The organism is Streptomyces sp. NPDC093510, from assembly GCF_040683555.1.
GTDB lineage: Bacteria > Actinomycetota > Actinomycetes > Streptomycetales > Streptomycetaceae > Streptomyces.
On sequence record NZ_JBFBEE010000036.1, the window covers coordinates 63,232 to 78,593 of the forward strand.

A 15,362-nucleotide genomic window follows, 5' to 3' on the forward strand; every position below is an offset into this window, starting at 1 on the left:
GAGGGGAGCGCTTCCATTGGCGATGCGTGGGTCGGCCCGCTGCGCTGGAGTCAGTGGGCTGGGGGACACCGCCGCCTCCATCCCCGCGGGCGGCGGACCGGTCCGGGAGGCGAACACCGCCTCCCGGGCTGTGTGTTGCCTTCGAACGGTTCCGTTCTGGGCCCATCACAGGCCGATTTGGCCGAAAAGCGTCCATGTACAGGAAGGGATATTCCGCCCAAGAGTGTGGAGTGCGCCCGCACCCGTGACGACCGCGTACGCCACGCGCACAGGGCGCTCGCGAGGCATCCTCCAGGCATCCTCAAGGAGAGGGCCTTCGTTTCGCTCTTCAACCACCGCTCACCCAGGGCGTATTCACCGCCGCGCAAGCGGCCCCGTAGCCCTTCCCGCACGCCTCCTTCGTGGCAGCATGGGACCTCGGTTCTGTCCACAGCCTGTGGAGGCAGCGATGCGGTGGTTGGTGGGTTGGAGCAGTACCACCGCGAGACCCTCGGTGGTGGGCTCGGCCGGAGCCACCGGTGACGACGGCGAGACCGTGCACCCCGTGGGGTCCCAACTCCTGTGGGGCGACCCTGATCCGCTCTGGGCGGTGGGCGACTGGCGGGCCGACGAAGTACGGACAGTGACGGCCGACGAGCGGACCCGCATCGCGGTCCTCGGCATCTGCGGAGCCTCCGACGAGCAGCTGAGGGTCGGCCTCCTCGCCGCCCGCGGTGGCGCCCTGCGCCATCTGACCGCGTGGTCCGGCAGTTACACGGCGGTCGTCCAGGTCGGCCGCCGCATCATGATCGCCGGAGACCTCGCGGGCGCCCGGCCCGTCTTCCACACCCCCTGGTCCGGCGGCACGGCCTACGCGACGGCCGCACTGCCGCTGGCCGACCTCATCGAGGCCCACCTGGACATCGGCCACCTCGCGGCACTGCTCGCCGCCCCCGACGTCCCCGAGGCACTGCACGACTCGACTCCGTACCAGGGCGTGCGGCGCGTACCACCGGGGCACGCACTGATCCTGCGCGCGGGCGCACGGGAGATCGCCGGGTACGAACCGGTGGCATCGCTGGCCGTCGCGGCGCCCGCCGCCGACGCCGACAGCGCCGTGGACGGCGTCCGCGAGGCGCTCGTCGAGGCCGTACGCGCCCGCCTCACCGCCCCACGCCACGTGCCCGGCATGGACGTCGACCCCGGACCGGTGCCCGGCATGGGGCCCGCCGAACGGCGCGCGGCCCGCGGCATGCCGGTGCCCGGCATCGGAGCCGACCTCTCCGGAGGACCCGCTTCGGGAACCCTCGCTCTCCTTGCGGCCGGTCTGCCCGGCATGCCCGGCACCGTCCTCGGACACGGCACGGGTGCGGGCGAACGCCTCCTCGCCGTCACCTTCAACGACCTGGCCGTCAACGGCCGCGAGGCCGAACTGGAACGGGCCGGCGCCATCGCCGCCAACCCCCGCCTGCACCACGTCGTCGTCGCCGCGGGCGAGGACGCCCTGCCCTACGCCGACCTCGACGGGCCCCTGACGGACGAGCCGAGCTCCACCCTGGTGACCGCACAGCGCCACCGCGCCCGGCTCTCATCGGGCAGTGCCGACCACTTCACCGGCTACGGAGCCCGGCAGGTCCTCGACGCCCACCCGGCCCGCCTCGCCGACCTCCTCATGGACCGCAGACGCCGCCACATGGTGCGCCCCGTGGCGGCGCTGGCCAAGGCCGACGGTTCGGTGCTTGTGCCCGCGCGCGTGTACGGCGCGGCCCGCAAGCTCGCCCGCATGCCGCACCGGGCGGGCGTCGAATCGCTCGCCGACCGGCTGCTGCACCGCCGCTTCGACGAGCCGGGCGGAGCCGTGGGGGCCTCGCTCGCCGCCCTCGCCTGGGCCAGGCCGGGCCCGGCCGCACGCTGGCTGACCGGCGAGGCCCTCGCTGAAGTATCGGTTCGCCTCCAGGACACCACCACGCGTGCCGGCGGCCCGGGCCAGCGCCCCGGCGAGTTCCGCGCGCGGGCGGCACTCGCCCGGCACGCCGCGGACCTGCGCGTCCTGGAACAGGCGGCCGAGGTGCGCTTCCAGCGCCTGCACGCGCCCTTCCTCGACAACCAGGTCGTCCGCGCCTGCCGGGCGCTCCCCGAGGCCCTGCGCGTCCAGCCCGGCGCGCGGGCCGCGATCCTGCGCACCGTCCTGGAGGGCGCCGGCGTCGCCGACCTGCCGCCCGGCTGGGGCGCCCCGTCCCACGCCTCGAACGCGGCCGCCGCCCGCACCGGGCTCCGCGTGGCGGTGGACAACCTGATCGCCCTCTTCGACACCCCGCTCCTCGCCGACGCGGGCCTGGTCGAGGCCCGCGTCGTCCGCAAGGCCCTGCGCTCGGCCGCCGAAGGAGAACCGCTCCCGCTGGACGGCCTGGCCGATCTGGTCTCCACCGAGCTGTGGCTGCGCCGGCTGCTGTCGCGAAGAGGAACGTGCTGGACGGGGACTCCAGCACGGCAGCGGGCGGTTCCTACGGGGAGTGTGGTTCCGGAGAGAGGCGCACTAGGGGCGGGCCGGTAGCGGCGGCAGCGGTATCCCGGAGCGTTCTCCGGGAATCCCGGTGGCGTTCTCCGGGAACGTCGGTGGCGTTCTCCAGGAACGTCGGTGCCGTTCTCCGGGACCTTCGGTGCCCTGCCCGGAGCCCGCGCCGTACGCCCGAGGAGAAGCCCCGCGCCCCTGGCAACGCGCACCCGGAAAGAAAGCACGCGCTCCGGAGCACCCGTACGGGGAGAATGACGAGGTGCGGTACCGAATCCTGGGCGCCACCGAGGCGTACGACGACCAAGGCGCTCCCCTGCCCGTAGGGGGCCAGCGGCTGCGCGCCCTCCTCGCCGCGCTCGCGCTCCACCCGAACCGCACGGCGACCGTCGGCACCCTCATCGACGAGGTCTGGGCCGACGAGCCGCCGGCCGACGCCCCTGCCGCCCTCCAGGCCCTCGTCGGCCGGCTGCGCCGAGCCCTCGGCAAGGACGCCGTCGCGTCGGCCCCCGGCGGCTACCGTCTCGCCGTCGCCCCCGACGGCGTCGACCTGCACCGTTTCGAGTCCCTCGCGCGCGAGGGCAGGGCGGCTCTGGACCGCGGCGACCCGGCCCTCGCCGCGCGCACCCTGCGCGACGCGCTCGCCCTGTGGCACGGCCCCGCCCTCGCCGACCTGCCCGACCGCACCGCCGCGGCCCGCCCCGAGGCCCTGCGCGCCGAGGCCCTTCGCGTGCGGATCGAGGCGGACCTGCTCCAAGGCCGCGCCCCCGACGTCGTACCGGAGTTGCGGGAACTGACCACCGCCCAGCCGTACGACGAGCCGCTGCACGCCCTCCTCATCCGTGCCCTGCGCGACGCCGGACGCGGGGCAGACGCGCTCGCCGCCTACGAGGCCGCGCGCCGGGCCCTCGCCGACGGACTCGGCACCGACCCGGGCCCGGAACTGCGGGCGCTGCACGCGGAGTTGCTGCGCGGGCGGGAGAAGCCGGAACCGGTGGGGCCCGGGTCGCCGCAGCGGCCGAAGCCCTTGCAGTCGCGGCAACCGTTGCAGCCGTTGCAGCCGCAGCAGCCGTTGCAGTCGCCACACTCGCCACAACCGCAGCAGCCGTTGCAGTCGCGGCAGCCGTTGCAGTCGCAGTACTCGCCACAATCGCAGCACACGCCACAGCCACAGCACGCGCCACAGCCGCCGCACCCGTCACGGCCCTCGCACCCGCCACAGTCCTCGCACCCGGCCCAGGCAGCCCAGCCGTCGCCGCAGGGAGCTGAGCCGCCCCAACGGTCGGGCAGAGCCGAGGAGAACGGGAACATCCGCACCCGCTTGACGTCCTTCGTCGGCCGGGAACCCGAACTCGCCGCCATCCGTTCGGACTTGCACAGGGCCCGCCTCGTCACCCTCACCGGACCGGGCGGCTCCGGCAAGACCCGCCTCGCCGAGGAAGCCGCCGCCGGGCATCCGCAGGCATGGCTGGCCGAGCTCGCCCCGCTCGACCACCCGGAGGCGGTGCCCGGCGCTGTCGTCAGCGCGCTCGGTCTGCGCGAGACCGTGCTGATGACCAGCGAGCTGTCCGCCCCGCAGGACGACCCCCTCGCCCTGCTCGTCGAGTACTGCGCCCCGCGCAGCCTGCTCCTGCTCCTCGACAACTGCGAACACGTCATCGGCGCCGCCGCCGAGCTCGCCGAGGCCCTCCTCACCCACTGTCCGGGCCTCACCATCCTCGCCACCAGCCGCGAACCCCTGGGCGTACCGGGCGAGTCGGTGCGCCCCGTGGAGCCGCTCCCGCCCGATCCCGCACACCGGCTGTTCACCGAGCGGGCCATGGCGGTGCGGCCCGGCTTCGCCCCCGAGGAGGACGCGGAGGCCGTCGCCGAGATCTGCCGCCGTCTCGACGGACTGCCGCTCGCCATCGAACTGGCCGCCGCCCGGCTGCGGCTGCTCACCCCGCGCCAGATCGCCGACCGCCTCGACGACCGCTTCCGCCTCCTCACCAGCGGCGCCCGCACCGTCCTGCCCCGCCAGCAGACGCTGCGCGCCGTCGTCGACTGGTCATGGGACCTCCTTGACGACGCCGAGCGGACCGTGCTGCGCGAGACGTCCGTCTTCGCGGGCAGCTGGGACCTTCCGGCCGCGGAGGCCGTCTGCACCGCGCCCGCCACCGACCTGATCGGCGCCCTGGTCGACAAGTCCCTCGTCGTGGCCGTGCCGGACGCGGGCTCCGGGGACGGCGGCATGCGCTACCGCCTCCTGGAGACCATCCACGAGTACGCGGCCGAGCGCGCCGCCGAGACCCCCGCCCTGCTCACCGCGGCCGAGACCCGCCACTCGGCGTACTTCGCGGAGCTCGTCGCCCGCGCCGAACCCCTGCTCCGTTCCGCGGAGCAACTGCCGTGGATCACCCGCATGGAGACCGAACTCGACAACATCAGGGCGGCCCTCCAGCGCACCGTCGAGACCGGCGACGCGGCGTCGGCGATCGCGATGGTGCTGCACACCGGCTGGTTCTGGTGGCTGCGCAACTACCGCAGGGAGGGCGCCGACTGGATGGCCCGCGTCCTGGAGCTCGCACCGCCCGGCCTGCCCGGCGAGGACGACCCGCTGTACTGGCCGTGGATGAACCTCCGACTGCTGCACGTGTGCCTGGTCGCGGAGTCCCGGCCCACGGAATCGGCGGACCCCCACAGCGAGCGGGCCGACCCGGAGCACGTCGAGGAGCTGCAGGCCGCCTTCGCCCGGCCGGTGCCCGAGGCCGCCCGCTTCCCCGGGCTGCTCTGGCCGTTCACCGTCTTCTTCACCGGCGGTACCCACGAGGACGCGCTCGTTCCGCTGAACCGGACGATCGAGAACTGCCGCAGATACGGCAGCGACTGGGACCTCGGCGTCATCCTCATGTTCCGCACGCACATGGCCGTGGACATGCCGGGCAACCTCTCGGGCGTCGACGAGGACCTGGCGGAACTGAGGGAGCTGAGCCGTCGCGTGGGCGACCGCTGGATGCGCGCCCAGGTGTGCAGCGCCGCGGGCGAGGCCGCCATGGCCCGCAGCCATCACGACGAGGCCCGCACCGAGTACGAGGAAGCGCTGCGCCTCGCCTACGAGGTGGGTGCCTACGCCGAGGCGCCTTTCCTGCTCGCCCGCCTCGCCGAGATCGCCTACCGCGAGGGCGACCGCAACGTCGCGTGGAAGGTGCTCGACGAGGCGACCCGGGAGGCCGAGCGGTACGGAGTGACGGACTCGCGTGCCTTCGTACGGCTGCTGCGCGCGCTCATGGCGCTGGACGACGGGGACCTCGTCGAGGCCCGCAGGCTGTGGGAGGAGGCACGCGGCGAGTCCTCGTACGGCAACGGGCCGCCCCCGCAGTTCGACGCGGCCCTCGACGGGATCGAGGCGCGCATCGTCGCGGCCGAGAAGGGACCGGCCGCGGGCCTGCTCCTGGTCGCCGACGCGGTGCGCGCGGCCTGGACCGCCCGGTGCTCGGAGATGATCGTGGCGTCCCTGGTGGACATCGCCGCCGTGCTCCTGAGCGACCTCGGCGACCATGCGCGCGCGGCCAGGGTGCTCGCCGTCGCCACCTGCCTGCGCGACGGCCACCCGCGCCCCATGCCGGAGGCCGCGGAGGCGGATCGCGCGGAGCGCGCGGCAGCGGCCGGGCTCGGCCCGGACGGATACGAGCGGGAGCGTGCCGCGGGCAGCGTGCTGACGATCGGCGAGGTGATCACCGAGGTGACGGAGGCGGCGCCCCCGCTCCAGGCCTGACCAGGACAGACCAGACCAGGCCGGACCTGACCTGACCAGTCCGGCCCTAGGTGCAGAACATCCGTGACTGCGCCCAGTCCGCGAGCGCCGTCGTGTCGAACGGAGTGTGCGGTTCGACGACGAGCCGGACCGTCTTGCGGCCGGTCAGGTCCACATGCACGGGCACCGCCGGGTCGCCGCCCCTGACCAGCGGCGACCGCCACAGCCGCGCCCCGTCCCCGTACACGGAGAAGCGCACCTTGCCGAGCCCCATCGTCATGTCGTCGACACCGACGACCGCGTCGTACGTCGAGCAGCTGCGGTTCAGGTCGATGGTGACGGAGGACCTGCCGTGCACGGTCACACCGTGGGAGTACCGCCTGTCGGCGACCGACAGACCCCGGCGCTGCCACACCCAGCTGCTCTCGGTGAGCCGCATCTCGGGCTTGGTGCCGTCCCCGGTGAGGCCGTACGTCAGCTCGCTCCACTGGTAGACCCGGGGGGCCGGGGGCGGCGGGGGCGGGGGTGGGGGTTTCGGGGTCGGCTTCGGCGGTTTCGGGGTGGGCCTCGGCTTCGCGGGCGGCTTCGGCGCGGGCTTCTCCTTCGCGGGAGGCTTCGGCTCCGGAGTGGGGGTGGGCGTGGGTTTCGGGGTGGGCTTCGGCGCGGGCGGTGGCGGGGTCGGCGCGGGCTTCGGCTTCGCGGGCGGTGGTTTCTGCGGCACGATCGACTCGGACACCGCGGGCTCCTTGGCCTTCGGCGGCGCGTCCTCCTTGGGCTTGCCGCTCCCGCCGGTGAGGGCGATCGCCGCGGCGACAGCGGCCGCCACGACGACGCCCGCCGCGATGCCCGCCTTCGCGGGGGCGCCGAGCCCTTCGGCCGCGGCGGCTCCGCCCGCGCTCGATCCACCGGCCGACCCGCTCGCCGCGGCCGCGCCGGCGGCCCCCGCGGCGCCCGCTCCCGCGGTGCCGCCACCGACGAGCGCCGCCACCTTCGCGTACCCGGCCGCACCGAACCAGCCGATGACGGCGATGGGCACGACCGCGGGGATGCCGCTGGCGACGTCCTTGATCTGGCCCGCGGCGAGACGGCACTTGGCGCACTCCTCCAGGTGCTTGCGCAGACCCCGCTCGGCACGGGTGCGCAGGCCGCCGCGGGCGTAGGCGCCGAGCCGGTCGGCGTAGCGGGCGCACTCCTCGCTCTCGGTGAGCGTGGTGCTCACGTGCGCCTGGAGGTAAGCCTGCTTGAGGCCCTCGCGGGCGCGGCTGGCGAGCACGCGCGTGCCGTTCGCGTCGAGGCCGAAGAGCGTGGCCACCTCGCTCGGGGACTCGTCCTCGACCTCCGTGTGCCACAGCACGGCCTGCCAGCGCTCCGGCAGGCTCCGGAACGCCTGCATGGCCATCGACTGCTCGGCCTCGTGCATCGCCAGGACGTCGGCGCCCAGATCCAGCCCCGCTCCGAAGGAGCCGGTGGACGCGATGTCTTCGGAGACCTCGGTGCCGCGTGCCGCCTGCGCGGCGAACACCGCGAAGTCCTCGACGAGCTGCTCCCGCTTCGCCGACTGCGTCCACCCGGCGGCGACCCGGCGCACGGTGGTGAGCAGATAGGCCCGCACCGCGTGCTCGGGCCCGCTGCCCCGGCGCGCGGCCTGCAACATACGGGCGAACACCTCGGCGGTGAGGTCGTCGGCGGTGTGGGCGTCGCGGCAGCAGGTGCGCGCGTAGCGGCGGACGGCCTCGGCGTGGCGGCGGTACAGCTCTTCGTACGCGGAGTCGTCGCCGGAGCGCATGCCGGCGATCAGGTCGGCGTCGGACACGGGGTCGGAGAAGGCTTCGGAGAAGCCGTCGGAGAGGGCGTCGGACATGCCGTCGAACAGGTCGTCGGACAGGTCACCGGGCGTGGTGCCGTCGCTCGCGGGCGCCGACGCGCCCCAGTCACCCGCACGCTGCGGGGGCACACTCGGATCGGCTGTGCCTGCCGGACCCGACGCGCCGCCTCCGGGTCCGCCCTGGGACGGCATCTGCCGGGAGGACAGTCCACCGGTCTCCGTGTCGCCGCTGCCCGAGGGAGTCCCCTCGCCGAACCCGGCGGACGACTCGTCCGGACCGTCAACACTCATCGCGGAACGCCCCCGGTTGCTCCCTCAGACCCGACCACCGGGAAAGAGTGACACACAGGCGCGCCGTGGCAGACGGCGCAGACGTTCAACCACTCGTCCGAGGCGACTTCCCGCAATGGAGCACTACCGTTCACCCATTCGGGGAAGGTTCAACCGCCGCTGCCTGACGCGAGGTTGAACCTTCCGCCGGATGAAGTCCCGGGACCCATGAAGCCCCGGGACCGCACCAGAGGCGCGAGAAGCCGGCCCGACCGGTTACGAGGGCCGCGACCGCAGACCTTCGAGCAGGATGTCGAGGAGCCGCGAAGAGGCCGCCGCCTGCTGCGCCGCGTCCGGCAGCGAAGGCGCCGCCGTCGCTATCACCAGCAGAACGTCCGCCACCGTCACGTCCGCCCGCAGCTCGCCCGCAGCACGGGCACGGTCCACGAGGCGGCCGACGACGTCGAGCAGAGTCGCCGCCCCGCTGTCGTCACCCAGGGAGGTCGACTCCTCGACGGGTGCCTGGCGCTGTTCGACCAGACGCAGCTCGGGAGAGTCGGGGACCGACTGCCGCTGCTGCGGCACCCGCGCCTCCTCCTCCATGGGAGCGCCGTCCTCGACGCTCACCCGCAGCACCTGCGGCGGCAACAGCCGCCCCGCGCCCGACGCCACGGACGTCCGCAGGAAGCGCGAGAGCGCCGACCACGGCTCGTCCTCCTGCCCGAGCGCCGCACGCGCCTGGTCCGTCAGCCGGGAGGTCTCCTCCTCGGCTATCCGCCTGACCAGCACGTCCTTGCTCGGGAAGCGTCGGTAGACAGTGCCGACACCGACCCGCGCGCGGCGTGCGACGTCTTCCATCGGCGCGCCGTACCCCAGCTCGCCGAAGACTTCGCGTGCCGCCCTGAGCACATGTTCGAGATTGCGCTGTGCGTCGACACGAAGCGGTGTCGTGCGCGCTCCTTCCCCCATGTCGCGTCCGTTCCCGCTCGGGCCGACGGCTGATGCCGACACAGCAGCGGAAGTCCAGTGAGTCTCCTGAATGTGCATACACGTTCCCCCGGTAATGACGTCTCCCCCCGGAGACACTCCCCGCCATTGGCTACCGACGTGTGAGGAGCGAGCCCTTCCGCGGGCCGAAAATCCGGCCCGACGAGCGCATCCCCCGACACCCCGACGTCCCACGAACATAGTTGAGCGGGGGTCAATTCAGAAGAGGCGGGTTCCGCACAGAGCGCCCCCCGATCGGAGTACGCGCCCTTTCAGGCCTTGTCACACCTCGCTTCCGTACCCCCTTCGCCCGCGCTGACCTGCACACCTGGCCCGCCCGACGACAGGCTCCCGGGCCTTTTCCGCACACCGCGCCCGGTCACACAAATTGCCGGGCCTGTGGACAAACTCCGATGCCGGGTGCGTCATGGGATGGTGAAGGATCCGATCTCCCGGGGCACGGCCCCCGTACCTCCGGACTGTGCGCGCATTCTCGTCGTCGGCGGCGGCTACGTCGGCATGTACACCGCGCTGAGACTCCAGCGAAAGCTGAAACGCGAGCTCAAGCGGGGCGAGGTCGAGATCGTCGTGATCACGCCCGACCCATACATGACCTATCAGCCGTTCCTGCCCGAGGCCGCGGCCGGCTCCATTTCGCCGCGCCACGTCGTCGTGCCGCTCCGCCGTGTCCTCGACAAGTGCCGCATCGTCATCGGCGAGGTCGAGTCCGTCGACCACGCGAAGCGGACCGCGACCTTCAGCACCCTCGCCACCGAGGAGGAGGGCACCGGGGCGGTCGCCATCGCGTACGACGAACTCGTCATGGCCCCCGGCTCCATCGCACGCACCCTGCCCGTGCCCGGCCTCGCCGAGTACGCCATCGGCTTCAAGACCGTCGAAGAGGCCATCGGCCTGCGCAACCACGTCATCGAGCAGATGGACATCGCCTCCTCCACCCGCGACCCCTCGATCCGCGACGCCGCCCTGACCTTCGTCTTCGTAGGAGGCGGTTACGCGGGCGTCGAGGCGCTCGGCGAGCTGGAGGACATGGCGCGCTACGCCACCCGCTACTACCACAACATCAAGCCCGAGGACATGAAGTGGATCCTCGTCGAGGCGACGGGCCGGATCCTGCCCGAAGTCGGCGAGGAAATGGGCAAGTACACGGTGCGTGAGCTGCGAAGGCGCAATATCGACGTACGCCTGGACACGCGTCTTGACTCCTGCGAGGACCGGGTGGCCGTCCTCAGCGACGGCGCCCGCCACCCCACCCGCACCGTCGTCTGGACCGCGGGCGTCAAACCCCACCCCGTGCTCTCCGCGTCGGACCTGCCGCTGAACGAACGCGGCCGCCTCAAGTGCACCGCACGGCTGACCGTCGAAGGCACCACGCACGCGTGGGGCGCGGGAGACGCCGCCGCGGTCCCCGACGTCACGGCGGACGAAGCCGGCACGGAGTGCGCGCCCAACGCCCAGCACGCCGTGCGCCAGGCCAAGGTCCTCGGCGACAACATCGTCGCCACCCTCCGCGAACAGCCCCTCCAGGAGTACACGCACAAATACGTGGGCTCCGTCGCCTCCCTGGGACTGCACAAAGGTGTCGCGCACGTCTACGGACGCAAGCTGAAGGGCTACCCTGCCTGGTTCATGCACCGCGTCTACCACCTGAGCAGAGTGCCGACCGTCAACCGCAAGTCCCGAGTGCTCGCCGAATGGACCCTGTCCGGCCTGTTCAAACGCGAGATCGTCTCCCTGGGGTCGCTCGAACACCCCCGTGCGGAGTTCGAACTCGCAGCCGGTGGGGAGCGCCCGAAGGGGTCCTCCTGACCGGAGTCAGGAACTCCCCGCACAGGACCGGCGTCTGACGGATGTCAGTCCGTTCGGTCAGACTGTTCGTGTGACCATGGGCAGGCCGTCAGGCCGACACCAGGGACGTCCGCTCTCGACATGCTGTGTTCCCGATCCAGAAGCGACACCACGAGGCCTACCGCAGTGAACTTCACGCGCTGGAGCGCCCGGCTCCCCGGAACGCAGCGCCGCGCAGCAGCGCGGACCGAACAGGCGGACGCGCAGGCGCCGCGCGGGGACGGCTCCGTTCCCGCGGCCCGCGCCGAGCGGCCCACCGACGGGGCCGGGACCGCCCCTCCGGACGGCGCCACCTGCATCACAGGACCCGACGGCATCGAAGAGCTGCCCGCCCGCGAGGTGCTCGACCGCATCCCGGCCCTCGTCGCCCTCGTGCACGGCACCGACCACCGCATCGCGTACGTCAACGACGCGTACGTGACCGCCTTTGGCCCCCGGCCCGTCGGCGAGAGCGCGCGCGTGGCACTGCCCGAACTGGGCGAGCTGGGCCTGCTGCCCCTCCTGGACCAGGTCCTGCGCAGCTCCAAGCCGCGTACCGTCAAGTCCCGCAAGGCACCCTCCGGCCGGTCGTACACGTTCACGTGCACCCCCGTGACACTGCCGCTCGGCGGCTCCGCCGCGGGCCCCGAAGAGGGCGGCGGCGTCCTGGTGTTCGCCGCCGACGTCACCGACCATGCCGAGGCCGCCGAGCGCCTGCGCACCAGCGAGCGGGACCAGCGCGAGACCGCCGTCACCCTCCAGAAGTCCCTCCTGCCGCAGGAGTTGGAGCAGCCCGACGACCTCCGCATCGCCGCCACGTACCAGCCGGGAGGCACCGAGGCCGCGGTCGGCGGCGACTGGTACGACGTGATCACCCTCGGCGGCGGCCGCACCGCCCTCGTCATCGGCGACGTGATGGGCCGCGGCGTCCGCGCGGCGGCCGTCATGGGCCAGCTCCGCACCGCCGTGCGCGCCTACGCCCGCCTGGACCTGCCCCCGCACGAGGTCCTGCAGCTCCTGGACGGCCTCGCCGCCGAGATCGACGCCAGCCAGATCGCGACGTGTGTCTACGCAGTGCACGACCCGAACGAAGGAAGCCTCGTCTACGCCTCAGCGGGACACCTGCCCATTCTCGTACGCGACGAGAACGGCGTGATCCACCGCGCGGAGGAGCCCACAGGCCCCCCGCTCGGCACCGGCGGCTGGCTGCACACCTCGGGCTCCGTCCCGCTCAGCCCCGGCTCCACCGCCGTCCTCTACACGGACGGACTGGTCGAGCGGCGCAGCGAGGACATCGACGAAGGAGTGGCCTCCCTGGAGCGCGCCCTGGCCGGCGCCACCGGCACGCCCCAGGTGGTGTGCGACCGTCTGATCCGCGCCCTGGGAGTCACCGCCGACCACGACGACGACGTCGCCGTCCTGGTCCTCCAGCACCCTGCCCGCACCGGGTCGGACGCCGAACTGTTCAGGAACGCCGCCCTGGAGCTCCTCGGCGGTGTGGAAGCGGCACCACGCGCGCGTGCCTTCGCCACGGGGGTCCTCGCCAGCTGGCGCTTCTCCCCGGAACTGCACGACCTGGGCGTCCTCGCCGCCAGCGAACTCGTCGCGAACTCCCTCCAGCACGGCACCCCGCCGATGCGGCTGCGCCTGCGCCGCACCGACCGCCGGCTGATCATCGAGGTCACCGACGGCGACGACCACCTGCCGCGCCGCCGCCACGCCGAACCGGCGGACGAGGCGGGACGCGGCATCGCCATCGTCGCCACGATCGCGTCGAACTGGGGCTCGCGCCGCACACCGGGCGGCGGCAAGGCCGTCTGGTGCGAGTTCGCGCTCCCCAAGTAGCGGGAGCGACGGGAGCAGCGGGAGCAGTAGGAGTAGCGGGAGTAGCGAGCGTTATGCGTCGGCCGTGGCGGGCGCGGCCGCGGTAGGGCCGCCCTGCGCCACCACCGGGCTCTTGGCCAGCGAAGGCTGGTTCTGCAGGGGAGTGAGCTGCCGCCCCAGGCGCACCGCGAGCACCGTGATGCCCAGCGAGAACAGCACGAACGTCACGATGTACGGGACGTGCAGCGCGGCACCCATCGGGCCGCCCACGGCCGGGCCGACCGCGAGGGCCAGCTGCTTCACCAGGGCGAAGGCCGAGTTGTACTGACCGACCATGCCGCCCGGCGCCAGGTCCGCGACCAGCGGCGCGACGGTCGGCGACAGCATCGCCTCACCGAGACCGAAGAGCGCGTACGTCGAGATGAACGCGGCGGTCGCCATCGCCTGGCTGCCGTGCCCGACCCCGGCGTAACCGGCGAGGAGCCACGCGAAGGCCCAGATCAGACCGACGGACGCGATCACCCGGGACCGCTTGCGCCGCTCGACGAACTTCAGGACCGCGAACTGCGCGATCACGATCATGGCCGTGTTGGCGGCCAGCGCGATGCCCAGCGTCGAGGCGTCGATCCCCGCCGCCTCCACGCCGTACGCGGAGAGCCCCGACTCGAACTGTCCGTAGCAGGCGAAGAAGATCACGAAGCCGAGCACGCACAGCTGCACCATGGCCTTGTGCTTCAGGAGCGCACGCATGCCGCCCCGCGGAGCCGAGGCGTCCTTGGGCATCGAGTCCTGGATGGACGGCGCGTGCGGCAGCCGCACGGTCAGCGCGATGGCCGCGAGCACCAGGAACATCACGGACTCGATGGAGAACAGCAGCGTGAAGCTGCTCGGACGGCTCTCGTCGACGATCTGGCCGCCGATGAGGCCACCGATGCCGAGGCCCAGGTTCTGCAGAAAGAACTGCATCGCGAAGGACCGCGTACGCGTGGCCGGCGTCGAGGACCACACGATCATCGTCGCGAGCGCCGGCTGCATGACGGCCGTACCCGCGCCGAGCAGGGCCGCGGACAGGATCGCCGTCGTCTCGCTGTTCGCGACGCCGAGCGCCACCGCGCCGACGGAGGCGACGACCGCCGCGCCCACGAGCACGGGGAGGGGACCGCGACGGTCGATGACGCGGCCGGTGATGGGCAGGACGATCAGCGCGGCCATGGCGAAGGCGGCCAGCACGATGCCCGCCGTACTGGCCCCCAGCTCCCGCACCTGCGCCACATAGACGTAGAGGAACGGAACCGTGAACCCGATGCCGAACGCGCTCAGCGCGCTGCCTGCCTGAATACGACGCATCGCCGCGCCCATCGCCCTGGTCACTTTCACCTGCCTTGAGTGAGTCGTTGAGTCGTTAGAAGTGAAGACTTCGAAGCTAAAGTTCGAGTCTAAACTGTACACACTGAAGGACTTCAATGCCAAGCGGCCCCGTGCCATACTCGGCCCATGGGTGACACCCCCGGACCGAGTGAGCCGACACTTGAAGAGCAGATCGCCGCGTACCAGCGCGAGTTCCAGGACCTCGACCCCCAGGTCGAGCAGATCGTCTCGGCCCTCGGCCGCCTGAACCGCCGCATGAACGTGGCCTACGGACGCCAGACGGCGACCCTGGGCATCAGCAACGCCGAGTGGGAGGTCCTCAAGGCCCTCGTCCTCTCCGGAGCTCCGTACCAAATGGGCCCCGGCGAACTGGCCAAGCGGCTCGGACTGACCCCCGCGGCGATGACCCACCGGATCGACCGCATGGTGGCGGAGGGCCTGGTCACCCGCGACCGGGACGAGACCAACCGCGTCCGCGTGATCGTGGAGCTGACCGCCGAGGGCCGCGAGAAGTGGCTGGAGGCGATGCGTCTGGCCACGGTCTTCGAGGAGGACCTCCTCCAGGACCTGTCCCAGGAGGAGCGCGGCGCGCTGGGGGAGGTGCTCACTCGTCTTCTACGTCGTGTGGAGCACGCCCAGCCGGACGCCGGCGGACGCCTCACGGACCTGGACTGAGACCTGGACTGAGACCTGGACTGAACCGTCCTCCGGTGGCGCACAGGGTGGGGTTGACAGTCACTTGCCCGACCCGTAAGGTTCTTCGGGTTGCCACGGAGCCGTAACGGTTCTGCGGCAGCACCTCCCGCCGCTTCTGAGCGGCAAACCAAACTCTGCACAACCTCCCAACGGAACGCATTCGGCATGCCCGAATTCAATTCCAAGGCTCGATTATGAGTCGCCGGGAAAACCCGCTAGAGTTTGAGACGTCGGAACGGCCCAACAGCCGCGAAGACAAACCCCGCTGACTGGGGGTCAGGCCCGAAAGGATCTGATAGAGTCGGACTCGCCGGAAAGGGAAA

Annotated in this window: 8 protein-coding genes; 5 read left to right on the plus strand and 3 right to left on the minus strand. The window is 72.4% G+C overall.

What is annotated here, in order from left to right; genetic code table 11:
- Window positions 1-448 precede the first annotated feature (448 nt).
- Complete coding sequence (locus AB0N81_RS37915; protein WP_365366717.1) at window positions 449-2,533, plus strand: asparagine synthase-related protein; 2,085 nt, start codon at window positions 449-451, stop codon at window positions 2,531-2,533.
- Between the two features lie 220 nt (window positions 2,534-2,753).
- A complete protein-coding gene (locus AB0N81_RS37920) occupies window positions 2,754-6,245 on the plus strand; it encodes a BTAD domain-containing putative transcriptional regulator (RefSeq protein ID WP_365366719.1) in 3,492 nt (1,163 codons plus the stop codon).
- A gap of 46 nt (window positions 6,246-6,291) precedes the next feature.
- Here the strand turns inward: AB0N81_RS37920 and AB0N81_RS37925 are convergent, their stop codons facing one another.
- Both AB0N81_RS37925 and AB0N81_RS37930 read right to left on the minus strand, forming a co-directional pair.
- Entirely contained in the window at window positions 6,292-8,340 is a 2,049-nt protein-coding gene (locus AB0N81_RS37925; RefSeq protein ID WP_365366721.1) for a sigma-70 family RNA polymerase sigma factor, read from the minus strand.
- A 255-nt stretch (window positions 8,341-8,595) separates the two neighbouring features.
- Window positions 8,596-9,366 carry a helix-turn-helix domain-containing protein gene (locus AB0N81_RS37930; RefSeq protein ID WP_365366723.1) on the minus strand — a complete coding sequence of 257 codons (771 nt, stop codon included), beginning with the start codon at window positions 9,364-9,366 and terminating at the stop codon, window positions 8,596-8,598.
- A gap of 372 nt (window positions 9,367-9,738) precedes the next feature.
- On the opposite strand from AB0N81_RS37930, the gene AB0N81_RS37935 reads away from it, so the two are divergent.
- Both AB0N81_RS37935 and AB0N81_RS37940 read left to right on the plus strand, forming a co-directional pair.
- Window positions 9,739-11,133 (plus strand): NAD(P)/FAD-dependent oxidoreductase, encoded by a 1,395-nt coding sequence (locus AB0N81_RS37935; RefSeq protein WP_365366725.1) that lies wholly within the window; start codon window positions 9,739-9,741, stop codon window positions 11,131-11,133.
- A gap of 165 nt (window positions 11,134-11,298) precedes the next feature.
- A complete protein-coding gene (locus AB0N81_RS37940) occupies window positions 11,299-12,996 on the plus strand; it encodes an ATP-binding SpoIIE family protein phosphatase (RefSeq protein WP_365366727.1) in 1,698 nt (565 codons plus the stop codon).
- Between the two features lie 51 nt (window positions 12,997-13,047).
- Here AB0N81_RS37940 and AB0N81_RS37945 read toward each other — a convergent pair whose 3' ends face one another.
- The gene (locus AB0N81_RS37945) at window positions 13,048-14,334 is read right to left on the minus strand and encodes an MFS transporter (RefSeq protein WP_365366731.1); all 1,287 of its coding nucleotides are present in this window, start codon (window positions 14,332-14,334) and stop codon (window positions 13,048-13,050) included.
- A gap of 135 nt (window positions 14,335-14,469) precedes the next feature.
- On the opposite strand from AB0N81_RS37945, the gene AB0N81_RS37950 reads away from it, so the two are divergent.
- The gene (locus AB0N81_RS37950; RefSeq protein WP_365366729.1) at window positions 14,470-15,018 is read left to right on the plus strand and encodes a MarR family transcriptional regulator; all 549 of its coding nucleotides are present in this window, start codon (window positions 14,470-14,472) and stop codon (window positions 15,016-15,018) included.
- The last annotated feature ends 344 nt before the right edge of the window (window positions 15,019-15,362 follow it).